This window comes from Dendronalium sp. ChiSLP03b (assembly GCF_034531165.2).
In the GTDB taxonomy this organism is placed as follows: Bacteria; Cyanobacteriota; Cyanobacteriia; order Cyanobacteriales; family Nostocaceae; genus Dendronalium; species Dendronalium minutum.
On the sequence record NZ_JAVRBR020000098.1, the window covers coordinates 17483 to 44027 of the forward strand.

Annotated in this window: 19 protein-coding genes; 6 read left to right on the forward strand and 13 right to left on the reverse strand. The window is 43.3% G+C overall.

Going from position 1 to position 26545, the window contains the following annotated elements; genetic code table 11:
- Position 1: 1 nt before the first annotated feature.
- From RMY31_RS23025 to RMY31_RS23065, 9 genes are all read right to left on the reverse strand, one after another.
- Entirely contained in the window at positions 2-781 is a 780-nt protein-coding gene (locus tag RMY31_RS23025; RefSeq protein ID WP_322662786.1) for a photosystem II S4 domain protein, read from the reverse strand.
- A gap of 219 nt (positions 782-1000) precedes the next feature.
- The gene (locus RMY31_RS23030) at positions 1001-1354 is read right to left on the reverse strand and encodes a hypothetical protein (protein ID WP_322662788.1); all 354 of its coding nucleotides are present in this window, start codon (positions 1352-1354) and stop codon (positions 1001-1003) included.
- 80 nt (positions 1355-1434) lie between these two features.
- Positions 1435-1935 (reverse strand): hypothetical protein, encoded by a 501-nt coding sequence (locus RMY31_RS23035; protein WP_322662791.1) that lies wholly within the window; start codon positions 1933-1935, stop codon positions 1435-1437.
- A gap of 251 nt (positions 1936-2186) precedes the next feature.
- Complete coding sequence (locus tag RMY31_RS23040) at positions 2187-2564, reverse strand: hypothetical protein (RefSeq protein ID WP_322662792.1); 378 nt, start codon at positions 2562-2564, stop codon at positions 2187-2189.
- A gap of 295 nt (positions 2565-2859) precedes the next feature.
- Positions 2860-3048 carry a hypothetical protein gene (locus RMY31_RS23045; RefSeq protein ID WP_322662795.1) on the reverse strand — a complete coding sequence of 63 codons (189 nt, stop codon included), beginning with the start codon at positions 3046-3048 and terminating at the stop codon, positions 2860-2862.
- A gap of 288 nt (positions 3049-3336) precedes the next feature.
- The gene (locus RMY31_RS23050; protein ID WP_322662797.1) at positions 3337-5589 is read right to left on the reverse strand and encodes a TolC family protein; all 2253 of its coding nucleotides are present in this window, start codon (positions 5587-5589) and stop codon (positions 3337-3339) included.
- A 117-nt stretch (positions 5590-5706) separates the two neighbouring features.
- On the reverse strand, positions 5707-7263 hold the full coding sequence (gene kaiC, locus RMY31_RS23055) for a circadian clock protein KaiC (protein WP_322662799.1): 1557 nt from the start codon (positions 7261-7263) through the stop codon (positions 5707-5709).
- Positions 7264-7344: 81 nt separating this feature from the next.
- A complete protein-coding gene (kaiB, locus tag RMY31_RS23060) occupies positions 7345-7659 on the reverse strand; it encodes a circadian clock protein KaiB (protein ID WP_214430437.1) in 315 nt (104 codons plus the stop codon).
- 105 nt (positions 7660-7764) lie between these two features.
- Positions 7765-8346: a KaiA family protein gene (locus tag RMY31_RS23065; RefSeq protein WP_322662803.1), complete on the reverse strand. Its 582-nt coding sequence runs from the start codon at positions 8344-8346 to the stop codon at positions 7765-7767.
- A gap of 653 nt (positions 8347-8999) precedes the next feature.
- Here RMY31_RS23065 and RMY31_RS23070 point away from each other — a divergent pair.
- On the forward strand, positions 9000-12467 hold the full coding sequence (locus RMY31_RS23070) for an ATP-binding protein (RefSeq protein ID WP_322662805.1): 3468 nt from the start codon (positions 9000-9002) through the stop codon (positions 12465-12467).
- A 127-nt stretch (positions 12468-12594) separates the two neighbouring features.
- On the opposite strand, the gene RMY31_RS23075 is transcribed toward RMY31_RS23070, so the two are convergent.
- Positions 12595-14466: a glycosyltransferase family 39 protein gene (locus tag RMY31_RS23075; RefSeq protein ID WP_322662806.1), complete on the reverse strand. Its 1872-nt coding sequence runs from the start codon at positions 14464-14466 to the stop codon at positions 12595-12597.
- 53 nt (positions 14467-14519) lie between these two features.
- Between RMY31_RS23075 and RMY31_RS23080 the strand changes: the two genes are divergently transcribed.
- Positions 14520-14657: a hypothetical protein gene (locus RMY31_RS23080; protein ID WP_409878202.1), complete on the forward strand. Its 138-nt coding sequence runs from the start codon at positions 14520-14522 to the stop codon at positions 14655-14657.
- A gap of 185 nt (positions 14658-14842) precedes the next feature.
- Positions 14843-15007 (forward strand): hypothetical protein, encoded by a 165-nt coding sequence (locus RMY31_RS23085; RefSeq protein ID WP_409878203.1) that lies wholly within the window; start codon positions 14843-14845, stop codon positions 15005-15007.
- Positions 15008-15218: 211 nt separating this feature from the next.
- On the opposite strand, the gene RMY31_RS23090 is transcribed toward RMY31_RS23085, so the two are convergent.
- On the reverse strand, positions 15219-15854 hold the full coding sequence (locus tag RMY31_RS23090) for a hypothetical protein (protein WP_322662812.1): 636 nt from the start codon (positions 15852-15854) through the stop codon (positions 15219-15221).
- A gap of 665 nt (positions 15855-16519) precedes the next feature.
- Between RMY31_RS23090 and RMY31_RS23095 the strand changes: the two genes are divergently transcribed.
- From RMY31_RS23095 to RMY31_RS23105, 3 genes are all read left to right on the forward strand, one after another.
- Positions 16520-16852 carry a DUF565 domain-containing protein gene (locus tag RMY31_RS23095; protein ID WP_322662814.1) on the forward strand — a complete coding sequence of 111 codons (333 nt, stop codon included), beginning with the start codon at positions 16520-16522 and terminating at the stop codon, positions 16850-16852.
- Positions 16853-16874: 22 nt separating this feature from the next.
- Complete coding sequence (locus RMY31_RS23100; RefSeq protein ID WP_322662816.1) at positions 16875-17921, forward strand: glycerate kinase; 1047 nt, start codon at positions 16875-16877, stop codon at positions 17919-17921.
- Positions 17922-18218: 297 nt separating this feature from the next.
- A complete protein-coding gene (locus RMY31_RS23105; protein ID WP_322662818.1) occupies positions 18219-18518 on the forward strand; it encodes an RNA recognition motif domain-containing protein in 300 nt (99 codons plus the stop codon).
- A gap of 311 nt (positions 18519-18829) precedes the next feature.
- Here the strand turns inward: RMY31_RS23105 and RMY31_RS23110 are convergent, their stop codons facing one another.
- Together RMY31_RS23110 and RMY31_RS23115 are read right to left on the reverse strand one after the other, a co-directional pair.
- Positions 18830-19813, reverse strand: a complete 984-nt coding sequence (locus RMY31_RS23110) for a PleD family two-component system response regulator (RefSeq protein ID WP_322662820.1) — start codon at positions 19811-19813, stop codon at positions 18830-18832.
- Entirely contained in the window at positions 19813-25893 is a 6081-nt protein-coding gene (locus RMY31_RS23115; RefSeq protein WP_322662822.1) for a PAS domain S-box protein, read from the reverse strand. Before RMY31_RS23115 ends, RMY31_RS23110 begins: the two co-directional genes overlap by 1 nt.
- Between the last annotated feature and the right edge of the window lie 652 nt (positions 25894-26545).

The following is a 26545-nucleotide window of genomic DNA, read 5'->3' on the forward strand; positions in this document are numbered from 1 at the left end:
TCTACATATACCTTGTTAATTGAACTCGGTAACGGTCTTTTTTGGTAACTGCTATTTCGCCAACTTCTAAACGTCCTTTACTACGAATGGCAATTAAGTCGCCTGATTTCACCTGAGAACTAGCTTGGGTGACTTCCTTCCAGTTGACGCGGACATCGCCACTATCAATTAAATCAACCATTTTGCTGCGAGACATGCCAAAACCGGCAGATGCGATCGCATCTAATCGCAAAGAAGCCTCAACAGTAGTTAGTTCTTTTTTCTTTGGTTCCCGAACTTTTAACTCATTGATATCAATGGGCTGAGTTTTCACAGGCACCGATCGCACCTGTTTTAGATTCATTTCTAAAAATTCCGCCAACTCTGGTGCTACGATCGCCTGCGCTCCTCGTTCTCCCAGAACAATAATGTCTCCTGTCTTTTCGCGGACAATTCCCGTTCCCAACATTGCACCTAAAAAGTCGCGGTGAGTGGCGGTATCAAACAGAAAATTCCCAGCAATTTCAAGTGCGACAAGGGCAACTTGAGAGCGATCTAGAGGCATTTCCGAACGGGCGATCGCAATTCTTTGGCGTTCTGCTTGCGGATATCCGCCCCATGAAACTAATTGCACCTCTGTTAACCGACTAAAAACTCGTTGAATTTCTGCCAATTCCGGAGGAGACAAAAAATCCGTCAAAACCACTTCCCAAGTTTTGATGGCTTGTTCTGCCTGATCGATCACACGAGCTACACTATCTCGATTTTCTACACCCTTTAAAAGTTCTTCTCTTGGCAACATTACAAAAAGTTATAAGTTATGAATTAACAATTAATGTACTACAAGCTTCTTGATTCTAACTTCAGTTCCCATCTCAGCAGGCTTTCATCTCTACCTATTTGTTGCATTCCCAGTTTTTCCAGAATGCGAATCTAAGCAGTATGGCGATCGGAAGAATGAGCAATAATCTTCTTGAGTTCCGGCTGAGTAAAGGCAAAATTGACCAATGCTTGAACAGCCTCAAAAGCATATCTTGGTTGCGATACGCCGACAGCAGTTCATAACCCAACTCAACTCTACAGTTCCTTGCTCATCAGGTTTGCCACCAAACCCCAAATCCCCAATCAGGGTAGCATCGTCAACATTAATCATTAGCCACACACCCCAACCGAGATGAGATGGATCGTTAATTAGCATTTGAGCATACGTTGGTAAAAAATCTAGCACCTCAGATTTATACCAATCATCAGGAACTCTGACACCCAAAAGCTGCTCTACTTGCAATTGATTTTTTGTCGCAGTACTTTGAGCCACCTCCAAAGAACATGGAAGTAACTCAAGGCGGTGTGTTTTAATTTGCAAGCAATTATTCATTCGCTACACGTTATTACATGAAGGCAGGTTTTAACTCCCCACTCCTCAACCTCGTTTTGTTATTGTGGATTGATAGAGTACTAGTTCTGTTCAGAATAACCTTGAATATTTTCTGGCTCAAACTGACGTAAAATTCGGGTTGCTTGTCGAGTCAAAGTTTCAGAACCCTGGATGACAATAATGTATTTACCTACATCCAAGCGGTTGCGATAGGGTAAAGCATCACCACTGCCCACAACTAGACCAACTCCACCACCGACAAACACACTACCCATAGCACCACTGGCAGCGCCTAGCAATCCCCCGACGATGTGATTACCAATTTCACCTGCCCAAGCAAAGGTATCTAAACCAGTAATGACGCTGAAAGTAAAACCCGCGAAAAAGCCGAATGGTACAAGCCAGAATGCCATTAGCTTTGCTTGCTTTTTGGCCTGCTCTTTGGGGTCAATCAAGCCGAACTCGTCAGCAGTTTTATACCCCTTTCCCAGGATAGTACTTTTTATGGCTTCTTTTTCTAAGGCTAGGTAAGCAGCTTCGGCTTGGATACGGTCTGGTAATACTGCAACAAGATAATTCATTATTTAACAATGGCTGTCTGAATAGAGTTTTGCCTTATCCTCGCATATCCCCAGGTTAAGAGATCGTATCAATTTTAGATTTTGGATTAAAAGTCTTTAGTACAAGGCTGTTCTGGGAATCCCAAACAATACTACTTAGGCAACTCCAAAAGATAAATCATCCCGCTCGTAGTTGTTGATAGTCATCAAGAGCCAGTGCCTTGCAGAGTTTCCCCCGTTGACGCAACTGGTGTTCATCAGTCATCACTTATTTACTTTAGCGAGTCCAATGGCTCACAAAAATTGTTCGCACCTTGCTTGAGGACATATATTAATACTGGCGTTGCCAACATCTTAGGAAACGTCGGTATTGTTTTTAGGTGTTCCATCATCCCCTGAAGGGAGCTATTCACTAAGTCTTTCCGATATTCTTGTTCACAAATAACCGCACGCCATTTTCTAGCCAAAGCATCTAACCATTCTGAATTTGCTCTTTCTGGTTCTTGTCCTGACCGAATGGCTAGCGTCATCGCTGCATCTTCCAAATCTCCCTCACAGTCCTCAATCAAATCCAATGCTTCCATAGCTATAGAATCATCTGCTAATTGAGAGCGAAACAGTGCAATTTCTTGGGATGTAACTTGAGTCATGAGTTTTTACAAGCGGAGCAGTTGATCGCTCAGCTATATTATTCCAAATTTTGACTGCTTATTTTAGGGCTTTAATTTCTGTACTCTGAATGGAATTCTGCTGCTAACAACCCTTATTCAAACATGAGTATCTTGTATAACAATTAAATTTTCATGGAACTCCTTTTAAGATATTCATTTAGCAACTAAATGACTCGATCGCTTTAAGTATTAATACTTTTAAAAAATACTTTATGGTTAAATAGTATACTAAACATATTATGTATAGAAGCAATCAAAAAATAGTCAAGAGTCCTTAGTCAAAAGGATGCAGCTGTGTGGAGGTTCCCCCGTTGAGGAAATTGGCATCAGGTGACTGACATGAGCGACTGGCGTTAGCGTCGCTCATGGGGAGCCACTGCGGTCTTGGGGTTCCCACGGCAGTCCGCTCAAGTCGGGAAACCCGCTCACGTGGCTGCCTCCCCGTTGTAGCAACTGTCGTCATGTGGCGTGAGACACTAAGAGCGACCGAGCGTCACGAACCTTACCCGTAAGGGTTCCCGTTGTTAGCGCTAGCGGTAGCGAGGAACGATCGTCTGGGGGACTACCGTTAGCGCAGCGTTAGCGATAGCGTCGTGTTAGCGAGTCCTCTCCCAAAGGGAGACGCTAAGAGCGACCGAGCGTCTCCCCTAGAAGGCTAGCCGCCCAACGGACTGCCTCCCCAAGACGGCGCTGTCTCCCCAACGCAGTGTTCTCCGCAACACACTGCCTCCTCCTGACTCCTGATTCAGCACTAAGGTAATGCCCTGGAGGTAACAGACCTTTGTAACTGAGCCAAAGCACGGTTGTAATCCAAAATCGCTGTAACTCGATTACCTTCAGCTCTTGTTAAGTCGTTTTCGGAGTTAATGACATCGGTTTGAGTACCTACACCAGCTTGGAATCGCAAACGTGCCAAACGTAAAGCTTCCCTCGCCTGTTCTAATGCAGTATTGGCGGTTTGAACATTCTCTAAGTTAGCTTGCTGGTTAGAAAAGGCTTGTTCTACCTGAAAGCGGATTTGGTTACGCTGCTCGCCAAATTGAGTTTCTGCGATCGCAATATTAGCCTTCGCCTGAGCGGCCCTTGCTCTTGATGCTCCTCCATCGTATAAATTCAGGCTGGCCCTAACTGCCAAAGAATAACCGTCAGTAACGCTGACGCTGTCATCAAATTGATCTAGCAAGTTGTAGCTGGCTACCAAACTCACCTGAGGTCCCAGATTTGCAAGAGCTTGCCTACGCTGTTGTTCGTTAATATTACGTTGTGCCAACTGCTGTTGCAGTTCCGGACGATTTTGAAAAGCGAGAATGATACTTTGTTCTAGAGTTTGGTTCCAAAGACCTGCTAATTGCACGGGGTCTGCCGCACTGATATTTACCGACTGCGCCACACTTATCCGAGTTGCTAACTGTCGACGGGTAATTTGCTGGCGCGAGACTGCATTAGTCAGGTCTTGTTGAGAATTTGCTAAATTCACTTGCGATCGCAGCACATCAAACCGAGTACCAACCCCAGCTCTTTCTAGAGCTTGTGCATCTCGCAAACTAGCTTGGGCATTCTCTACAGCGGACTGAGCAATACGTACTTGTTCATCTGCTTGTTGCAAATCGTAGTAATCAGTAGTGACATTCAGGCGGATTTCCTCAGATTGAGTTTCCACAGCCAATTCATTAAAACGCACCTGTTCTTCAGCTTGTCTGATACTCGCTTGCCGTCTCCCAGAAGTATAGAGGTCATAGGACAGTTGTGCTTGACCCGAGAAAGAGGTGCTGGGTTCATCTCCGGGCGTTGGTATACCTGTGTCTCGTTCTTGTTGTTCCAACTGTAGTTGAGACGAAGCAGACTGACTGCGAGTGATATCAGCACTAACACCAAGAGTAGGAAGCAAAGCAGCTTGTGCCTCGCGTAAAGCAGCTTGAGCGCGTTCTAACTCCAATAACGACACTTGTAAATTGCGATTGTTGCGTCGTGCTAGTTCCAAAGCCTGTGCTAAAGTAATCGGCTCATTTTCCTGAAATCTTACTTCCTCTGGTTTGGTAGGAAACTGTAAAGGATTTGGGTTGGGATTGAGCTTCTCAGGAATTTGCACGCGATTAGCAGGCACGGGAGTAACTGTTCCTGGTTGAGTAGGAGTTAGCTGAACCCCATTAGGTGCAGGAGCGATCGTTTCTGGTTGGGTAGGAGTTGTGGCTGGACTAGCAGGAGCAGGAGTGACTGTTTCTGGTTGAATAGGATTTACCTCTAAACCATCAGGTGCAGGGGTTGAGGTCGCGTCAGGAGTGGGGGTGTTGTTCTGAACCACCAGTTTCCTACTGAGATTTTGATGTTGGCAGGCTCTTGAGGTCAACAGCAAAGAAGCCGAGATTCCCTTTTCCTGCGAGCAACTCTCTACCTCCAACAGCTTTGCAATTCCTATTCCCCTAACCGTAGTCTGTAAAACTGTCGGCAACTGAATTGGGGGCTGCTTTATTGGCACTGCTAATTGCCGTAAAGAAGATAGAGAAAAAGTTGCTTTCTGAACAGAATGGTTTTTAGAGGTAGAAGTAGGAACAATTATTTTCTGGGATTGCTGAGCAAAAGTTGCTAAGTTCCTCTGTTTTTTATTACTTGTAAAATTATTCTGCTTTGGCTGCTGAGAAGAATTTAAGGCAGATATCAAACTCGAAAATCGATCTTCATCTTTCTTAGGTATTTGTTCTCTGGATACCTCAGTATTTCCAGCCAAAATCACTGAGTTATTACTACTACTTAAAGGCTTTATATTCAGCTTTTTCAACCCAGGATTGGGTACTAGGGCTGGCAAAGTCTTGCTTGCAGTATTTGGCAGTTGTGTATGAATATTATCTACAACTAGAGTTTGACTATCGGTAGAAGTCAAAACACTAAAAGAAGACATTTCTTGTACACTACTTACCTGCATCGGCTCTGCTAAAGCAGGCTGGGTCGTTAGTACTGCTGCTGTGACACCAGGTAAGAAACTATGGAATAATTGCTGTCCTTTCACCGCATCCCCTCACACAAAAAATCAATCTAGCGGCAGAAAACCCTTCTTCACCACAGAATATAGCACGATACTAAATTTAGGAGAGAATATACTACGATACTAAATTCAAGAATAAATTCAAGAATCAGAACTTTGTTTGTCTTCAAAACCTCTGACTATGCGAGAAAGTTCTGCTTTTTCGTCGATACTAACGCGGCTAGGAGCCCCGCTAACAATTCGTTCGTAGTTGCGGAAAGAATCTTTAATTTCGGGCCCGTCAGCAGTAATATTGTACTCGCGGATACCTTTATCATGCCAAGAGCCTCGCATTTTAAACACGTTAATTGCCCGCGACATTTCTCCACGAATTTCTACGTACTGCAACATCAAAATTGTGTCAGTAATCGTGGAAATATGGGAATCAGTAATTGAATGAGAACCCATAAATTGCTCAGTTGTGTTAGAAAAGAAACCAGTTATTTCTTCTTGCTTAGCATAACCAGTAACACCAATGACAAACTGCCGGAATGCATTATTACTGACTCCTCTTGCTAGTGCTGAGAGGGAGTCAATGGCAATGCGAGCTGGTTTAAAGAACGCAATTTCCGACTTCATAATTTGCAAGTGATCCTCTAAACCAGTAGACTCAGGATACGTACAAATTATTTTGAGTAAACCTTGACGTTCTAATTCTTCAAAATCAATTCCCCAAGAGTAAGCATTACGAGATAGTTGAGCGCGTGATTCTTCATAAGCAAATAAAATCGCTCGTTCACCATTGACACAACCATCTTGCAGAAACTTACTGACCAACAGTGTTTTACCAGTACCTGTGGCTCCTGTCACCAAAATAATAGAATCTTTAAAGAAACCACCACCGCACATTTCATCTAGGGTTTTAACTCCAGAAGATACGCGCACATTAGAAGACCTTTGAGTCAAACGCATTGCTCCCAAGGGGAAAATATTAACTCCTCCATTAGTAATTGTGAAAGGATACTCTCCTTTCATATGAGTTGTGCCGCGCAATTTGAGAATTTCAATTGTCCGACGACGGCGTTCTCCTTCTAAAACGTTACGTACAATTACTACATTGTCCGACACAAATTCTTCCACCCCAAAAGAGGCAACCGGCCCGTATTCTTCGCTACGTTCGGTGGTAATAATAGTGGTAACATTTAATTGTTTAAGACGTGCTACAAGGCGAAAAATCTCCCGCCGCACTACTCCTATAGCTTCGTATTGCTGAAATACCGCTGTAATCGAGTCAATTGAAACTCGTTTCGCTTTGTACTTGCGAATGGCATATTGCAAGCGTTCAATCAGTGCTGAAAGGTCAAAGTTGCCAACTATATCTTGACCTTCTGGGTCAGGAGAAGCGTCCAAAATAAACAACTTGCCTTCATCAATGAGGCGTTGCAAATTCCAACCAAAAATGTAGGCATTTTTTATAATGTCACTGGGGGATTCTTCAAATGTAACAAATACTCCTGCCTCATCAAAGTAGGTAATTCCGTTAAAGAGAAACTGAAGAGATAATAAAGTTTTACCTGTACCAGAGGTGCCGCTTACTAGAGTAGTTCTACCAACAGGTAGGCCTCCATGACTAATATCGTCAAAGCCCTCTATCATTGTACGAATTTTTTCTACACCCCCGATTGGTGTGCTGTTTTTTTCTCGATCGTTTTCGCTCATTGGTGGATAATAAACGGTTGCTGAACCCAAGTTTTATATGGTAGTTGCTATTTCATCAATTTTTGATGATTGAGAGTTGTGTTACTCTTCCCAATCTTCTTCGCTCAGCTCTTCATAAAGCAAATCTAATCCAATCAACACTCTTTCTCGGTCTGAAAGGTCACCAATAATTTTGCGAACGGGTGGAGGCAAAATTTTAGATAATGTTGGCGTAGCTAATATTTTATCTTCCTCAGCTAGTTGCGGATTTTTTAGTACATCGATAACTTTCAAAGCATAGACACCTTGAAACTCCTGTTCTAAGATGTTTTTAAGTATTTTTAATGCCCGTACAGAGTTTGGCGTGTTCCCTGCTACATAAAGCTTGAGAACATAAGTTTTTCTTGCTTTATTCATAAAGGTACAGGCTTAAGCACAAAAATGAAAATACATTATAAATCGGTGAATTTGAAAGAAGATGCAACTGTTACTTGTGAACGTTCTAACTGTGAGAGATTCTATCTATTTGGAAATTGAAGACCTGTAGACTTCGCACAGATGAGCTAGGATATCTATGAGTGTCAGTCGGTAATCAAGTAATGCTTCATCACTCCTTCCTTCTAATTTTAGCTGTTTGGAAAATTCTTCAATTAGTTCCATATGCATTTCTATGATTTGGGGCACAGGAATATTAGCACAAAATACCGCATTTATAAATTTATCAATTTTTTCTTTCAGTGTTTTGTCTGTAGTAAAGTAATCTATAAGAATTTTGCGATAATCTGATTTAAGTTGCTGCAACAACACCTGCCGATCGACGTGACTCATCTGCTGAAAAATCTGCTGTGGTTTTTGCTCTTGGCAAGCAAATACATAAAAATATTGGTCAGTAAAATTTTGATTAAAGTCTGGTTTTAACCATCTCAGTAAATGGTGGTTTTTCGTAGTAGTCTCAGCAACCAGAGGCGAAAAGTAAAATAGAGCAGTGTTATACTGCCTAGAGCTATACATCTGCTCCCTTAATCTTGGTTGGATGGCTAGCCTAGCCAGGTTATCTAAATTTTTTTTAACATTTGACAGGAAAATAACTACGGGTAGTAACATTTATATATCTATATATTTTGTTAGTCACCCTGACCAATACTTGTATATCTATTTTGGGTAGTACTTGGCGCATAGTAAAATTATGAGTCTACCCCAGAAAATGTTCTGTGTCGGCACATCAATCTAGCGGGAAACTCAACAACTTAGTGCAGCAAGTGGGCAGTAAGATTTTAGTAGGTCGTTGTGAGATGTTCGTTGTAGAGCATACCTTACATAATTTGTGGTTTGCATATGCATATCTATCTCAATACAGATTTTGTGCTTAACTCCTTAATAAGATACTTAAACCAACTTAAAGTATTGTCGCATTTTAAATCATTATAATTCCTCAAGGTTCTAAAGCGAATTTTTGGAGCCATAATTGTTTTAGCCGTACCTATCGACAAGGAGTTTCAACACCAGTAGGGCACAGGCAAGATGTTTCCCCAAAGTTCAAAGCGGCAAAAGAAACTGCTGCTGTGACAACTAGTGAACCCAACAAGCCATGTCTCTTGAGAATCAAGCCAATTGTTTCAATGGTGTTGAAGCTATAACAAGAATCCTCCCTATATTGAGTCTTCTTAAAGGATATTGCTTCAGGCGTAACAACTATCTACTCAAATGCTGGTGGTGATGCCGGAGTCTGCCAAAGGAAGAATGACCCCCGAAGCCTTATGTCAATGCTACAGTGTCCGCTTTATGACTTTCTAGCAACCGTACCTAGCTGCGTAGAAATAACTACTCTGGCAGTGGTGTTGGAGATTTTTGAGAAAGAGCAGTGCGATCGCTTGGTAGTAGTGAACCAGCAACAATACCCCGTGGGGTTGCTGTACTCTGCCCGATTGACCCGAAAACTGTTAGCAGCAGCTTGTGGCGAGCAGCCTCTAACATTACAACAACCACTGTCAACCTTGCTTCAAAACCTGATTGAGCCAATCCAGGCATTACCAGCAGCTTATTGTGTAGAGCAATTTAGCTTATTTTTAGGTCACCAACAAAGCAATACCAACAATAACCTAGATTGGGCGCTGATTGATAGAGATGGAAAATTTTTGGGGCTATTAGATAGTTCACGCCTGTTGAGATTGTGGACTCAGGAAAAAGCAGCAATTGGTGCAGTGGAAACCTCATACTCAACTGCCCAGAGGTCGTCTGAAAGAATAGGTACTTCCCGCAAAGGTAATGCTGGGGTAAAAACTTATCGGCGATCGCCCAAGGCAAATCCACGTCAGCTATTGGTAGATAAACCACTTGTACAACTTTTAGAACTATTGCCTTGGCCTTTAATGTTGCAAACAGGTACTGGTGAGGTTGTAATCCAAAACCCGGCCTGGTGGCAGCAACTGGGAGTATTGAAAGATCCAGAAGGAGTCCGGCGACAGGTGGAAGAGATACTCGCTCCCGCCCGTGCCAAACAACCAGAATACGCCAGTCAAAACACAGCCAAAATTCTTCAGAGTAGAGGCTACGAGCATGGTGGTGAAGAAGCCACGCCAATTAAATTTCATCCTGGAGAACAGAACTTCTCTTTGAGGCATGAAGCCCCGCCACCTCTATCGCCAAATTTGCACGACGAACAACCAGCAACTGTGGGTGCTACATCCACTCGGTGCTTTTTGGATAGTGAGGTGGGTACTTGTACCTGCGTCGTCGAAGTCCAAAACGGTCAGGAGCGAGTCTGGCAGTTTGCCAAAATCCCCCTAGATAATACTGATTTAGAAGTTGCACTCAACAACGCCAGTCTGCTCAATTCGGGGAACTCGCCCACGCGGTTGGCTCCTCAACAACGCCAGTCCGCTCAAGTTGGAAAATCCGCTCGCGCGATTGGTTCCACCCTGCGAGAAGCCGCAGAAGCGTCTACAGCACTCAGCACCGACCTCTGGTTAGTATTAGCCACTGATGTGACAGAGCAGCAGCAGCTTTGCAAAGAACTAGCAGCTAAGAATGCTGATTTGATTCAACTAAATCGGTTAAAAGATGAGTTTTTAGCTTGTATCAGCCATGAATTGAAAACTCCCTTAACGGCAGTTTTAGGATTATCGCGGTTGCTAGTGGATCAGCAGCTAGGAGAACTCAACGAGCGTCAAGCCCGTTATGCTGGCCTAATTCATCAAAGCGGTCGCCACCTGATGAGTGTGGTCAATGACATTTTGGATTTGACCCGCATGGAGACGGGACAGATGGAGTTGGCGCTGGTACCGGTCAAAATTCGCTCTGTGTGCGATCGCGCCCTATCAGAAGCAAAAGCTGTCCACACTCAAAGCACCAAAGCTACATCTCCCAGCGAACTTCAAGCGGAACGTTCATCATCTCCGGAATTCACCCTTTCCATTGAACCAGGGTTAGATCGGATTGTGGCAGATGAGTTGCGCTTGCGCCAGATGCTAATCCACCTGCTTTCCAACGCCTTTAAATTCACCGAAACATCTGGCGAAATTGGTTTGCGGGTAAGTCGTTGGGAAGGATGGATTGCCTTTACAATTTGGGACACAGGCATTGGCATTCCCGAACACCAGCAACACTTAATATTCCAAAAATTTCAACAGTTGGAGAATCCCCTCACCCGTCAGTTTGAAGGCACCGGTCTGGGACTAGTGCTAACTAGGGCCCTTGCCCGCTTGCACGGAGGTGATGTCAGCTTTTTATCTCGTGAAGGCAAAGGTAGTCAGTTTACACTTTTGTTACCGCCAAGTCCGCCAACAACAGGTTTCACCGAGCCAGAAATGGGAACAACAGCAGATAAAGAAACCCAAAATATTGGGACACAAATTCCTACTTCAGCACGTCAGCGCGTTACCACTACCGCTCAACATCACCCCACTTGCTCGCAACGGTTAGTGCTAGTAGTTGAGGCAGTGGCCAGATATATTGAAGATTTGACGGAGGAACTAAAAGGTTTAGGTTATCGCGTAGTAATTGCTCGGTCAGGAACAGAAGCAGTCGAAAAAGCCCGCCGCTTGCAACCGAAAGCTATATTCTTAAATCCCTTGTTGCCCTTGTTGTCTGGTTGGGATGTGCTGACATTACTAAAATCAGATGCAGCAACTCGCCACATTTCTGTGATTGTGACAGCTACCGCAGCGGAAAAAGAGCAGGCATTTGCTAACCAAGCCGATGGTTTTCTGAGTTTACCAGTCGAACATCAGGCTTTGGCTCCACTATTAGAAAAGTTATGTGTTACACCAACAATTCAGCAGCCAGGTGTTGAAAGTAATAAAATCATCTCCACTAAAAACCCACTGCGAATTCTAAGATTAGTTAATCCGGCATTGGAGTCAATTAATCCTTATCCCTCGTTACGAGAACATCGGGTAATAGAAGTAGATGACCTAGATCAAGCAGAACTATTGGCTCGAGTTTGGCAGTTCGATGTAGTTTTGTTGGATGTAGAACATTCCTTGGCACAAATTCATTTACAACAGTTGACTCAGCATCCTCGCTTGATTGCTTTACCACTGGTAACTTGTGATGTCGCAACTACTTTGGCAGCTTCCCAAATCCCCGGACTGTCTGTGTATCCTTGCTTAACGCCTTTTAATAAAGACAACAGCGATCGCACTGACAAACCAGATGCCTTATTGTCAGTATTACAAATCGCATCTGGAATCTGTTATCCACCCAGTATTTTAGTGGTAGATTTGACAATGCTACGCGATTTACCACAGAGCAAGCGCAAACAAGCTAAAAGTTATCGTACAGCAAATAACTCCTCAGTTAGTAGTGAAACTATCGAACGGGGGTCTGAATGGTTTCAAGCTCTAATTCAGTACCTGCAAACAGCTGGTTTGAAAGCAGCAATGGGAAACTGTTGGGCAGAAGTGTTAGAACAAATTCGCCACCAAAGTGTTGATTTGCTGCTGATTTACTTAGGAGAATCAGCAATTCATAAAGAAGTGCTAAAAGCGCTGAAAGCATTGGGAGATTTACCTTTCAATTTGCCGCCAATTGTGGTGATAGACCAGAAATTAAATCGCCTACAAATAAATTCCCGGTCTGAGTCACAGGAAAAATTGCAGTCAATAGAAAATGTTTTACAGCAGATTGCAACTCACATATTGCCTCGCTCGATATCCATGGAAGACTTATTAAGTCAGATCAATCAAGCTTTAGCTGTTAAAGGACAATATGAAAAATGCCAATAATCGGATTTAATTTTGGATTTTAGATTGAATAATTCAAAATCCCAAATCTAAAATTCGGTCACTCTATCACAACTCCTGGAACTGGAAACCTCAAGCAAAAAGTTATGCAATTTATGCGTGCTTCAGTTCATGATATGCTTAATTTTTCCTTTTTCATTTTCTTAAAAGAAACTCGAATCAATTGATAAGCACCTTTAGCGGCTATATTCTCGTAATCATCTGGCTGAAAATTCATTTTGATAATGTTTGTTTGCTCAGCTAGAATCAGCAAAGAGGGGGGCTTTATTTGTTGGGCAGCTTGGTTGTTAATCAATGCCACAGCATCTCTAGTCAATTTTATGAAATTTATTTGCTTTTGAGAGTAAAAAACTACACTTGGCTTTTTGAAGCCAACCATGAGTAATTCTTCATTTGGCTGTTGTGCTTGTACTACAACCGCAGATAACTCTCTTAAAGGTAGCTGACGTTCGCGATCCATCAAAAATGCAGCAGGCATTAAGATAAAACTCAAAAACGCTAGGAACACCAGCAAATTCATGCTGATAATAGAGTGCCAACGGCGAAGAATAATTGAAAATGCAATGATAACGGCACTAGAGAGCAACAAGAAACCTCCCAGCCTTGGTAAACCGGAATTTTCAATGAGTAGGCGGAAGTCAGGCGCAGCTTGATCCCTACCTAATAACTGTGATAGGTGAAACATTGCTACCGCCAATGCTGATAAAAATACGACATTGACCCAACCACTCCAGAGGAGTGAGGGGAATGAGGTAATTAATTTTTCTCCCGTTCTTTCTGTTACCTCGTTTTTACCTTGGAAAAAATCGCTCCACAACAGGGCTACGAGGATAGCGGCTGCTGGCATTAAAGGTAAAACGTAGCTGGGGAGCTTAGTTACAGCAATAGTAAAAAAGCTAAAGACGCTTAAAAACCAAATGCAGGCAAATAAACCCAATTGCTGAGAGCGTTCTTGAGCGCGCCAGTGCGATCGCTGCCACAACTTCAGTCTGACCAGCGCCACAGGTAGGTATACTGAGTACGGCGCAAAGCCCAGCAGCACGACTATAAAGTAAAAAAACCAAGGAGCTGCGTGACCATTAACTACCTCTGTAAAGCGTTCCAAGTTGTGATAACCAAAGAAGGAGTTAATAAAGTTCCAGCCATTGCGCCAAATCACGAGCAAATACCACGGGACTGATAAACCTACAATAATCAGCATCCCTAAGAAAAAGCGCATTTCCCGCAATATTTCTCGTAGCTTGCCCACATACATTAAGAACGCGAGGATTATTAGCCCAGGCAAAACAATTCCCACAGGCCCTTTAGTTAAAATTGCCCCAGCAATCAGCACATAGAAAGCCAAGTACCACTTATTAGGGAGTAGGGAGTGAGGAGTAATTATTCCCCTGTCCCCCTGCTCTCTTTTCCCTGCGTATCCCAAAAAAAAGCATAACAAGGCTGATGCCATGCACCCAGTCAGCAACATATCTGAGACACCCGTTCTTCCCCAGACAACCATCTCAGGATTGAATGCCATCATTGCTGCTGCTACAGCGGCGGTTAAAAAGCGGCGAGTTGGACGTGAAACCTGCTCTAATTCGTCTTGTTTTGCCAGATGCCACTGTAAAGTGTAAAAGCCCAAACTAATTACTGCAATTGCTGCAAGCGCTGAAGGCAGACGCACCGCCCACTCATTCACCCCAATAATTGCATAGGCGATCGCTTGACACCAATAGATTAAAGCAGGTTTATCGAAACGAGTTTCGCCATTAAAAAAAGGGGTAATCCAGTCACCTGTAACAAACATTTGTCGGGAAGCTTCGGCAAACAGTGGCTCTGTTTCATCAATCAAGCCAATGTTACCCAAATTCCACCCATAACCTACCCAACCAATCAGAATCAACCACAGAATTGACACAGTCACAGCAAGGGCTGGACGCTCTACTATATTGTTGAACCACTGGCCAACATTACGGGGGACACTCAATTTCGTTCTCATCAGTTACTCAGTCAATAGTAAGCCAGTGCGGTAAGGCAGCTCTTATCTTGGCGGTGAGGCAGTTCGGAGAGTCCAGCACTGCGGGAGATTTCCTTCAGCAGGTGACTGGCGTTAGCGTAGCGGTAGCGACGTTAGGAGCATCACCCCAAGGGTCTTGGGAGTTTCACGCCACTTCCTTCAAGTCGGCATAGCGGCGCAAAGGAGTGGCTCCCCATAAGCAACTGGCGTTAGCGCAAGCGTTGACGACGCAGGAGCGTCACCCCTTCAGCCTCACTATTCAATAGTCGTTGACTAGTAAGGTTTTGTTCTTTATCATTCCTGATTTTCGCTCAATCATTGACCATAAACTACTAAAACTGACCACTGACCCCTACGGATGACGCTTGTAGCGTCACTATTACCAGTTGCTTATGGAGACGACGGCAGTTGCTACCCTTCTCCTAAGGGAGACGCTGCGCGTAGCTTGCTTCCCCGCAAGGGTAAGGGAACGCCAAGAGCGAACAACGCAGGGAACCTCATGCCAGTTCGCTCAAGTCGGTAAACCCATCCACGCACCTGGCTCCGCAATATACTGCCTCACAACTGACCCTTCGGGTGATGCTCGTTCCGACACTTGATGACTCGCTAACGCTTCGCTATCGCTAACGCTGCACTAACGTCAGTTGTTCATGGGGAGCCACTGTGTTGCGGAGGTTCCCTCCGCTGTAGCAAGTGGCGTGGAAACCCCTAAGACCACATTGACTCAAAACTAACTACTGACTAAGTACCAATATCCATTCTTGCTTTTGAGAATTCCAGCTAGGTAAAGGAGTTTCTCCAACAACGTATGGCCCCCAGTAGCGTCGGGTACCGTCCTGTGCGAATGCAACTAAAATATCTCCTTTCTCCAGCTTTAAGTTCCCATTAGGTAAAGAAAGAATCAATCCCTTGTTACTACCTTCTTGGGGATCAAAATCCCAATGAGCTGGAAGATCGTAGTTAGTTTTTGCTACTGCAACGCCTTTCACCGCTGATTGCCGCGCCAGTAAGGCCAGCCGCACAGGCTGATCTGTTTGATTGCTCATTCGCAAAGTTCCCTGATGCTTGGCATTTCCAGCCGTTCCTTGGCGGACTGCCAAGATTGGAGTAGTCTTGCTACTACTAAGTTCAACGGGGTTGCTAAGAGTAGTTGCTGGACTGGAGACGCTAGCTAAAGTACCTATTTCAGGTGAACCAGTCGATGCGGGTGGATTGCTCTCTATCTCAAGTGCGTCATTGGATACTGAGGAAGCTGTATCTGGATTCGTGGGTTCAAAAGATACACTTAGCCCCCAACATCCAGATAGTAACCCAAGCAGCCCTAATGAACAAGCAGTAATAGCAGCGTTGCGATACACTGAGGATTTCATATTGATAGTTATTAGAAATAAGAATTTGTTTAGGCTTGACCAAATAGTAGCCTATTATTCAAAAGTGGCAATCATGGAAATTTGCTGACTCGCCTACTCTAGGCTCTCGTATAATTAAGGTATGTAATGTATCATAAATATCATTTTTCAGAGAAATGATTAGCATGAATAGTTACCTTACTGCTCGACTAAAAACAAGCATAAATTCCTGATTTTTCGTAGATTTTTGCTGACTATGATGAAACAAGCAGAAAAATCTGATACATAAATAGCAAATTGATTCGTAGAAACACAAAAAAAGATTTTTGTGAGTCACGTAATATGAGCAACAAGGTGTCTTTTGTCAAACTTCCAGGTTTAGCCGCTGGATATTCTTAATATTTCTTAACAATTTCTTTGCTATTTAGTTCGGTGTGTCTAGTTACTAGGCATAAAAATCTACCTGGTAGAACTTTGTTCCAATATCGGGATAAAAAAATGTATAGAGTTTGATAAACAAGGAAGAATCAGCAAATATTTACAATATCTATCTAAATTAAGATTACGCTAAAATGAACAGCTTCAGTATAAAAATAATTCATGAAATTTTGACTATAAGTGACTGACAGTGCTTCATGCTTTGACACTTAGAGTCGTTTGATACTTCATACTTTAGCCTTTAAATAATGCAAAATACTCGTCTCAATAACTTGTTTGATACCATTGCTAGAAGTTTAGGGCAATGGTTGGCAAATCCTTGGCGGCGGCTATCGCTACTAATAATTAGTTTTTTGTTTGGCTTTTTTCTCGGATCGGCTATTTCTACTTCAGCGGGACAAAGGGCGGACTTGGACATCTGGGCAGCTGCAATTTTAGTGCTGTTCACAGAGGTTACTAGCAGGATATTTTACAGTAGTAGCTTTTTTGCTAGGCGATCGCTCCTCATAGAATCACTAAACATTCTGAAAGTAGGTTTAATCTACAGCATGTTTATCGAAGCCTTTAAGCTGGGTTCGTAATTTCTCTAACAGAGGTTAACAGATGAATTCGTGGCTAAGTGAGATTTTTGTAACGGATACGGCAGACACTACTTGGCAACAGCAATCAGGAAAAGCGGCGTTAGCAGATACTTTAAAGGCGAAAGCTTTTGGCATCACATCGACAAATGTAGATGAAGTCATACAGATGCGATCGCGTTTACTCAAATCTGTTCTGCCAGCTTTTAGCCAATTCTGCCAAACTAGTCTTCACAGACCACCCCAAGAAATGCTAGAGGTGTTGTGGGATTTATGGCTACCTCTGGGTCTGAGACTAGCATCACATCGCCAAAGATTAGGGCATCCCTTAATTCAGGGAATTTTAGGAGGACAAGGAACAGGTAAAACCACAATGTGCAAAGTTCTCACCTTGATTCTTCAGCAGTTGGGATACCGCACCTTGAGTTTGTCTTTAGATGATTTATATAAAACTTATAGCGATCGCCTCGCTTTAACTCAGCAAGATCCCCGCTTGATTTGGCGCGGCCCTCCAGGAACCCATGATATAAACTTAGGCTTAAATCTACTGGATGGGATTCGCCAAGGCGAGAGTCCTGTGATGGTTCCTCGCTTTGATAAATCTGCTTACGGCGGTGCTGGCGATCGCACTACTCCAGAAATCGTCACAAATGTGGATATTGTGCTATTTGAAGGTTGGTTTGTGGGTGTGCGACCAATTGACCCAAATACATTTAATAACGCACCGCCACCAATTATCACAGATGAAGATAGAGCATTTGCCCGCGATCTAAATCGTCAACTAAATGATTATTTACCACTATGGGAGCGATTAGACAGCTTAATTGTGTTATGTCCCACTGATTACCGTTGTTCTTTGCCATGGCGCAAACAAGCCGAACAACAGATGATTGCTGCTGGCAAATCGGGGATGACTGACGAACAAGTTGAGGAATTTGTCAATTATTTTTGGCGATCGCTTCACCCGGAATTATTCATCAAGCCATTGGTTCAATCTCCCTCAGCAGTTGATTTAGTGATTGAGATTCATCCCGATCGCAGTTTTGGTCGGGTTTATTGCAATCCCAGATGATTTTGCTTAGTTTCTTGCTGCGGGAGGTTTATTTTTTAGGAGTTCCGCAGAGTGCAATTTAACCTGATACTGCTAGGTTATGACGCTGCATACTTAATTATGAATTGCTAACATGACTTTTTATAACGTTTTTCAAACTTTGTCCTCTAATATTCGGCTGATATGTCACACTGGTATGTGAGAGTGAATTCGGTGACGGCGTTTGTTTTTAGTATTGATAGGCTTTTTCCTTTTGGTATTTACAGACTTTTCTCCGAAATCTAAATCTCTACACAGTTATGAACTCGGAGACAATCTATGTCAGTTTATGTAGGCAATCTTTCTTACGAAGTTACTGAAGATGCCTTGAATGCTGTTTTTGCAGAATATGGTTCTGTAAAACGGATTCAGCTACCCACCGACCGTGAAACGGGTCGTTTACGTGGCTTTGGTTTTGTGGAAATGAGTTCAGAGGCTGAAGAAGCAGCTGCCATTGAAGCTCTTGATGGTGCTGAGTGGATGGGTCGCGATCTCAAAGTAAATAAGGCTAAGCCTAAAGAAGACAGAGGTTCGTTTGGTGGTAGCCGAAGCAACAATAACTTCCGTAAGCGTTATTAAGATTTAAAACTCAAGAGTTTTATTTAAATTCTTAAGGTCAGACAAGTAGTCTGACTTTTTTTTATAAATAGAGTAATTTTTGATGGATGAACGCCAGTTGCTATCTTGTGGGAAGGCTTCGGCTTATAACGGGGACAACCCCTCCGACGCTCAATGACTCGCTAATGCTACGCTATGGCAACTTCTCTTTGCAGCACTGGACTCACCACCCAACACAGTGTCCTCCGCAACGCACTGGCTCTTGATGACTGTCAAGAATTTCAAGCAGGATAATTTATTTTTTGGAATTCTGTAAATTTAATTGTTGAAAATTAAGGAAGAAAAGGGTAGATGGGAATTGTAGAGGATGATTGCTTACTGTAGGGCTTAACACGATCGCGTCCTTCTGTCTTTGCTTGATATAATGCGCGATCGGCGGCGGTAATCATTGCTTGAAAGTCCGAATCTGTCCCAGGAATTTCTGTAGATACCCCGGCACTAATCGTCACATAAGAACTGACTTGTGAGTTCCTATGGGGAATTGCCAAGATTTTGACAGCAGAGCAAATTGTCTCAGCTAGGACAATAGCACCTTCAGAATTTGTTGTCGGCAAAATCACAACAAATTCTTCTCCTCCATAACGGGCAACTAAATCCGCTGGACGTTTAACGGTATTTCTAATAGCTTTTGCAATCTCTTGAAGACAGCGATCGCCTGCTTGATGTCCATAAGTATCGTTGTATGATTTGAAGAAATCAACGTCGCAAAGAATCAGAGACAGAGGCAGTTGTTCCCGTGCCATGCGTTGCCACTCTTGGGCACAATACTCCTCGAAGCGGCGGCGATTAGCTACTTGAGTTAACTCATCGATAGTAACTAATCGCTGCAACTCTCGGTTAGCTGCTTCTAGCTGTTGCTGCAACTGAGATTGCTGAATCAAACGTCTTACCCGCTGACGCAAAACCGGCCAATGAATTGGTTTGGTTACATAATCGATTGCACCTACTTCAAATGCACGGTCTACTGATTCTTGATCCTCCAATCCTGTAATCATCAAAATTGGAGTATTTTTACCCGAATCAAGAGACTGCAACTGCGTGCAACAATCGAATCCATCCATATCCGGCATGATTGCGTCAAGTAATACTATATCAGGGTGCAACTGGTCAAAAACAGTTAAAGCTTCTCTGCCATCTTGAGCTTCTGCTGTTTGATAGCCTTCACACTGTAGGGAAAGTCGCAACTGCGTCCGAATAAATGGTTCATCATCAACAATTAGAACTAAAGATTGGTCTGCTTGAAGAATGGTGTTCATTATACCTCTTTCTCCAGTTCTGTTTGCAAAGCAATTTTGACTTGCTCAAATTCGTTGTGAAGTCGTAAGTAAATTTCTACACATCCTTGGAGATTGTTACTTCGTCCTTGTGTTTCTAGCTGCTTGCAAAGCTGAGCTAGGCTAGTTGCTCCCACTGAGGCACTGCTAGACTTGAGGTTATGGGCGGTTTTCCATAAAGTTTGGGCATCTTGATTAGTGACTGCTGCGTTAATATTGTGTATGAGCTTAGGGGTTTCTATAAGATAACAGTCTAGCAGTTCTGCAAATGCTACTTCTCCTCCTACCATGTCGCGCAAAGATTGCAGAACTTTAGTATCAATGGTGGCAAGTTTTAAATTGTCAGTTTGAGATTTTGTGGGGTTTTGCCCTTCCCATAGTATATTTTGAAAACTTTTTGTACTTTGCTTGTTTATAGAAGTTAATTTTGAACTAATTCGGGGGCGGCATTTGCTGAGTGCTTGACTTAAGTCCTTAATCTGAACGGGTTTGCTAATGTAGTCGTCCATACCAGCAGCCAGACAGGATTCGCGATCGCCCCGCATTGCATTGGCTGTCATGGCGATAATATAAGGACGAGAACTGATTTCCCATCCCTGACAGATTCTCCGACTTGCTTCCAGTCCATCCATTTCCGGCATGTTGACATCCATTAATATTACGTCGTATGGCTGCTGTTGTAATGCTTTGAGTACTTCTAAACCATTGGCTACTACATCTGCTTGGTAACCGATTTTCTGTAGCATTAACAAAGCAACTTTTTGATTAATGATTGTATCTTCTGCTAGAAGAATCCGCAGTGGCAGTTGCTCTAATGCATGGGAAGTAACTACAGGTGGATGAGGACGAGAGATACTAGCTCGCAATGGCTGATTGCCTAAAGTATGGACTAGAACATCGTAGAGTTGAGATTGTTTGATAGGTTTGCTTAAACAAGTAGCAAATTCCACATCATAGAAGTCTGAGCCATCTGGTTTGCCCAAGGGAGTCAACATGACTAGGGGTATATTTTGATAGCCAGCATGCTTACGGATTTTCCGAGCTAGGGTTAAGCCGTTCATCTTGGGCATCTGCATGTCCACAATGGCAATATCAAACTGCATTCCCTTGTTAAGTAGAGCTAAAGCTTCTTCCCCAGATTTGGCAGTACAAGTTTGCATCTGCCAAAACTCGGCTTGCATCCTCAGTATTTTACGAGTGGTGGGGTTGTTGTCCACAATCAACAAGCGTCTACCAACAAGCTCAGATGTGGAAGTGTAAAATTCACCTGAGTCTTGATTAGCAGCCACTTGGACAGTAATAGTGAAGTAGAAGGTAGAACCACAAGAAGAGTGAGTTGATGAGACTAGCTGTTCACCTTGCCACCTGGGAGAGGGATTACCTCCGACACAACCTTGGCTTTTAACCCAAAGGCTGCCGCCCATCATATCACCTAAGCGTTTGCTAATTACCAGTCCTAGTCCTGTGCCACCATATTGTCGAGTCATAGAAGCATCTGCCTGAGTGAAGGGTTGGAATAACCGCTCCATTTTCTCTGGTGCGATGCCAATGCCTGTGTCTTCAATACTGAATAGAATTTCTGTAAAATTCTCTGCTCTCCTGCTTGCAAGTTGCTGGGCACGCACAGAAAGTACAACTTCTCCCTCTTTGGTGAACTTAATAGCATTGTTGAGAAGGTTCATTAAAACTTGACGCAGACGGGTCAAATCACCAACAATCTGCACGGGTACTTGGGGATAAATCAAATAAGCTAATTCAATATCTTTTTGGGCTGCTTTCGGGGCTAAGAGGTCAATTACTTGCTCTACACAATCTCTCAAATCAAACGGTTGTTTTTCCAGATCTAATTTACCCGACTCTATTTTGGAGAAATCCAGAATGTCGTTGATGATTGTGAGCAAAGCTTCGCCGCTAGTACGCACTGTTTCCACAAAGTCTTGCTGTTGGGGAGTCAGGTCAGTATCCAGTAGCAGTTCGGTCATGCCAATAACGGCATTCATGGGGGTGCGAATTTCATGGCTCATCATTGCTAAAAACTCACTTTTTGCCCGATTTGCGGCTTCTGCCTGGCGTTTTGCCTGTTCTAAGGCAAAGTTTTTCCAGGTGAGTTCTTCTCGTCGCTGAGTTTCTTGCTCTAACAAGTGAGCTTGTACTAGAGCGATGCCTAGTTGAATAGCAACTGCCTCTAGTAATTCAATTTCGTCCGGAGTCCACTGGCGAACATAACTGCACTGGTGTAAGCTAATTGCTCCATTGGGTTGTCCTTGATAGGAAGTGCGGACTGACAGCATGGACTTCAGCTCAATTTCTTGGCAGCTTGGGTCGGTCGCTGGGCGTAAAGCATCAACGCACACATCTGGAGAGGCATAGACGCAAAGCGGTGAGGGGGTCGCAGTCTTGGCAGTTCCCGTCGTTAGCGTAGCGTTAGCGACGTTAGGAGCGTCACCCCCGAACCCACAGGGCTGATCGTGAGACATGGCAGTATCTTGTGCCATCAACTGTTGAATATGGGGATTATCAGTCATAGGAATCTCCATGTTCAGCATGGAGCAGTAACCAGAGACAACATACTCTGCCACTATGGGTATTCGTGGTGTTGGGCTGCTAATATAAGAGTGGATCAAACAGCGACTAACACCAAACGCCCGTCCAATTTGGGTGGCAGCAGTTTCAAAAATTTCTCTGGTGTCGAGACTTTGACGAATTTTCTGAGTGATTTGTTCGAGCAGCAGTGTGCGATGTAATTGTCGTCGCAGTGCCTCCTGTGCCTGTACGCGTTCGGTGATGTCTTTAGTTGAGCCAACCATCCGCACCGGATTGCCCTGTTCATCCCATTGAGCTATGGCATGTACTAGTACCCATTTATAGCTGCCATCATGACAGCGCAGACGATACTCAACAATATAATTAGGTATTTGCCGATTGAGATATTCTTGCCTAATAGCCATTACCCAGTCGTAATCATCAGGATGAATGTGGTTGAACCAATCATCATCGCTAATGAGTTGATGCGCTGGTTCTCCTACCAGTTCAGCCCACTTGGCAGAGTGAAAAGTTTGATTTGTGATGATGTTCCAATCCCAAATTGCATCTTGGTTGGCCTCGATGACTAGTTGCCAACGCTCTTCACTTTCGCGTAGTGCTACTTCCGCGCGTTTGCGTTCTGTAATGTCATGATTCACACCAATGGTAGCAAAAGTTTCACCGTATTCATCTTGCAAGGCTAGTATTGTTGTTTCGCAAATGCCCTCATTCCCATCTTTGCGAATAAAGATTATTTCACCTGACCAGCGTCCTTGCTGACTGATTTCTTCGAGAATTGTGGAAGTTAGTGTTGCGGCTTGTTCGGGTTTATGCAAGATACTAGGAGTTTTACCCAAAACTTCTGCTTTGGTATAGCCAAACATTCTCTCGGCAGCAGAATTCCAGTCAATAATATTTCCTCTCAAATCGGTGATGATTACGCCATCATACATATTTTCAAAGGTGAGGGCTTGGCGACGCAGAGATGCTTCTGCTTGTTTGCGATCGCGCAGTGCGGCTTGGCGATCGCTAATATCTACACAGGAACCAATAAACCCCGCAAAGCTACTATCAGGGTTAAATCGCGGTACTCCAGTATCTAAAATCCAACGATACTCTCCGTCAGCACGACGCAGTTGCAACTCCATCTCAAATGGTTGTCTGGCAGCAAAGGCGCTGAAATAGTTATCTAGGCTGTTTTGCAAGTCTTCGGGATGTATTCCTTCTGCCCAACCATGACCTAGTTCTTGTTCTAGGGTTCGTCCAGTAAAATTTAGCCAAGTTTGATTGAAAAAGGTTCGCAGTGCATTCGTGTCAGAAACCCACAATAATACGGGGGCACTGTCTGCCATAGTGCGAAATCGGGCTTCGCTTTCTTTTAATGCTTCTTCCATTTGTTTGCGGATGGTGATATCAGTATAAGATCCCACCATCCGCACAGCATTTCCTTGTTCATCCCAGAGTGCCTGTCCCCGATCCAGTATCCATTTATAGCTACCGTTTTTACACCGCACTCGATGCTCGCTAATGTAGAAAGGGGTTTTTTTGGCGAAATGATCTCGAATCAGCAAAAGAACCGTTTCCATGTCATCTGGATGAACTCGCTTTGCCCATTCTTCCACATGGTGACAAATTTCGTGTTCTTCATACCCCAAAATATCTTTCCAGCGAGGTGAGAAAAATACTTCCTGTGTTTTGACGTTCCAGTCCCAAATACCATCGTTATTGCCTTGGAGTGCTAGTTGCCAACGCTCCTCTTTTTCTCTCAAGGCTGCTTCTGCAAAAGCGCGATCGCTAATATCATTTTGAATGCCAATGAAGTGGGTTAACTGGCCATTTTCGTCATGAATCGGAGAGATACTCAATTCATTCCAGAATAAGATGCCATCTTTACGGTAGTTACGCAGAATAACTTTGCAACTCTTTCCAGTTTTGATAGCTGAGCGCAGTTCATTGATTATTGGTTGCTGCTGAATATCTGTGCTTTGCAAAAATCGACAGTTATGCCCAATTACTTCAGTAGCACTATAGCCTGTGATTTGTTCAAAGGCAGAGTTGACGTAAATAACTGGATTATTGGCAAGTCTGGCATCGGCAATTACAATTCCATTATTGGTAGCAGCAAGTGCCCTTTCTCTTAATCTCAAGGTTTCTTCAACCAGTTTCAGATCGGTGATGTCAAACATGAACCCCCGTAGTATGCTAGGAGTTCCTGCTTCTTGGACTACACTTACAATGTCTCGCAGCCAAATCACTCGCCCGTCGGCAGCTAACATGCGGTATTCAAATTCGTGATTCTCGCCCCTTGCAATTGCTTCTAAGCAAAACTTCAGAGACTTTTCTCGGTCATGTGGATGCACGCGATCGAGCCAAAAATTTTCCTGATACCATTCTTCAATGGGATAATTTAGCAAGGCTTCTGCTTGCGGCCCGACATAGGTAAATCGCCAAGTTTTTAAGTCTACTTCCCAAGGAATAACTTTGACCGTTTCCAGTAACTGCCGCAGGCGAGTTTCACTGGCACGCAGAGCAATTTCTGTCTGTTCTTGCTCCAAAATCTTTTGAGCTAGCTCTTGATTTATTGCTGCTATCACTTGGTTGCTCAATTTTGTAGCTTGGGCAAAATAGATAGATAAAGTCAGCATCCCAGCAACCAAAAGTCCTGCAACTAATACGACCCTTGGTAAGGGTGAGCGTAAATTTGTTAATAACTCTGGAGTCGGGTAAACCTGTATTCGCCAATTAATTCCATACAAGTCTAAGTTTACTTCTTGCTGCCAAAGAGATTCTGGAGTGCTGAGTGCTTTTCCCCTGCCTCTGTGCCCCCCTGTCCCTCTGCGATGGACACTTTCCTCAACGGGGGGAACCCCCGCACGGAAGTGTCCTCCCCTCTGCCCCTCTACCTCTGGTGAATTATTGCTGTAAATTAATTCTTGATTGTCAAAGACTTTAATTTTGTACCCATATGGTATGTGTACAACTGCATCTAGCAAAGCTTGATGCTGAAAAACTCCTAATATAAATCCATCAAACTTGTTTTCTACAAATACAGGGAGATATGCTAAAAATCCCTTGCCACCTTGGACGAGGTTGATTGTGTGAGTCAAAGTAATTTGATGGCGATCGCGTGCTACTTCTAATGCCGCCCGTCGCCGAGGTTCCTGGCTTAAATCGAGATTTTGAGCAGCTTCGTTCCCGGCTAATGGTACAATCCAGCGTACTCGCAATGATGAGTCAACTCGTTCGATTGCCTGATATCCCTTGTAATCTTTGACATGGTCTGCTGCCTGCGCTTCCCATTGCTTTTGCGGAATGCCGTCATGCAGTTCCCAGTGTCTTTGCATTCGCTCCAATGCCATGATGTGAGAATTCAGTTCGCTGGTTAATTCTGTTTTAATTGCGATCGCCTGCTGTTGAATTAGCTGTTTGATGTCGGTCTTTTCTTCTATTAGTAGTCTCTGCCAAAGTATAACTACCGCGATCGAGACTAAAATACCAACAAAAAATGGCAGCAACACTCGTTTGCTCAAAAGGTTCACAGATCGGAACCGATGATATCTGTGCTGTCTACCCACTGATTCGTCCTCCAGCACTATTAGTAATCATCGTAATAACTGTTACTTGCAAATATTTAAAATAAGTAATTAAAATATCATTTACCATGGGGCAATTACGGAAAAGATTTTTCTAAGCAAAAATTCTCAAATTAGATATAAGCTCTCCTGAATCGATTGATTTGCATAGATTAAAATTTGCCCTAAGCAGCCCAGCTTTTCTGTAAAAGCTAGATTAAATTATATGTAAAAATATAGCAAGAAAGTTTTATATATCTTTAAAGTAGCTATACTTTTTAAACTATTAAATCTATCTATTTATAACCAAATAAATCAAGCAAATATGTTGTTTATAAATATGCATGTTGTTATTAACATGCTGAGTTAGAGCTAAAATAAATAATATATGTGCTGGAAATATATAGCAATGAAAAATTATTCGTTAGAATAAATATCCTTGATACAATTTCACCAAATAAAAGATACAAATAATTTCTGCTCTGCCCCTCTGCTCCCCTGCTTGCCTAAGTGTATCAACCTCAAAGTGAAACGGTATGATTTCTTAAAGAAGTGAAGAATCTGTAAATTGCAATTCTCACAAGTCAAATAGAAGAATCTTAAATAAGTTGTTAGAAAA

Coding starts and splice junctions, on each gene's coding strand:
- RMY31_RS23025 (WP_322662786.1), bottom strand. CDS start 781: ATGTTGCCAAGAGAAGAACTTTTAAAGGGTGTAGAAAATCGAGATAGT.
- RMY31_RS23030 (WP_322662788.1), bottom strand. CDS start 1,354: ATGAATAATTGCTTGCAAATTAAAACACACCGCCTTGAGTTACTTCCA.
- RMY31_RS23035 (WP_322662791.1), bottom strand. CDS start 1,935: ATGAATTATCTTGTTGCAGTATTACCAGACCGTATCCAAGCCGAAGCT.
- RMY31_RS23040 (WP_322662792.1), bottom strand. CDS start 2,564: ATGACTCAAGTTACATCCCAAGAAATTGCACTGTTTCGCTCTCAATTA.
- RMY31_RS23045 (WP_322662795.1), bottom strand. CDS start 3,048: ATGACGACAGTTGCTACAACGGGGAGGCAGCCACGTGAGCGGGTTTCC.
- kaiC (WP_322662799.1), bottom strand. CDS start 7,263: ATGAGCGAAAACGATCGAGAAAAAAACAGCACACCAATCGGGGGTGTA.
- kaiB (WP_214430437.1), bottom strand. CDS start 7,659: ATGAATAAAGCAAGAAAAACTTATGTTCTCAAGCTTTATGTAGCAGGG.
- RMY31_RS23065 (WP_322662803.1), bottom strand. CDS start 8,346: ATGTTACTACCCGTAGTTATTTTCCTGTCAAATGTTAAAAAAAATTTA.
- RMY31_RS23070 (WP_322662805.1), top strand. CDS start 9,000: ATGTCAATGCTACAGTGTCCGCTTTATGACTTTCTAGCAACCGTACCT.
- RMY31_RS23075 (WP_322662806.1), bottom strand. CDS start 14,466: ATGAGAACGAAATTGAGTGTCCCCCGTAATGTTGGCCAGTGGTTCAAC.
- RMY31_RS23085 (WP_409878203.1), top strand. CDS start 14,843: ATGACGCTTGTAGCGTCACTATTACCAGTTGCTTATGGAGACGACGGC.
- RMY31_RS23090 (WP_322662812.1), bottom strand. CDS start 15,854: ATGAAATCCTCAGTGTATCGCAACGCTGCTATTACTGCTTGTTCATTA.
- RMY31_RS23095 (WP_322662814.1), top strand. CDS start 16,520: ATGCAAAATACTCGTCTCAATAACTTGTTTGATACCATTGCTAGAAGT.
- RMY31_RS23100 (WP_322662816.1), top strand. CDS start 16,875: ATGAATTCGTGGCTAAGTGAGATTTTTGTAACGGATACGGCAGACACT.
- RMY31_RS23105 (WP_322662818.1), top strand. CDS start 18,219: ATGTCAGTTTATGTAGGCAATCTTTCTTACGAAGTTACTGAAGATGCC.
- RMY31_RS23110 (WP_322662820.1), bottom strand. CDS start 19,813: ATGAACACCATTCTTCAAGCAGACCAATCTTTAGTTCTAATTGTTGAT.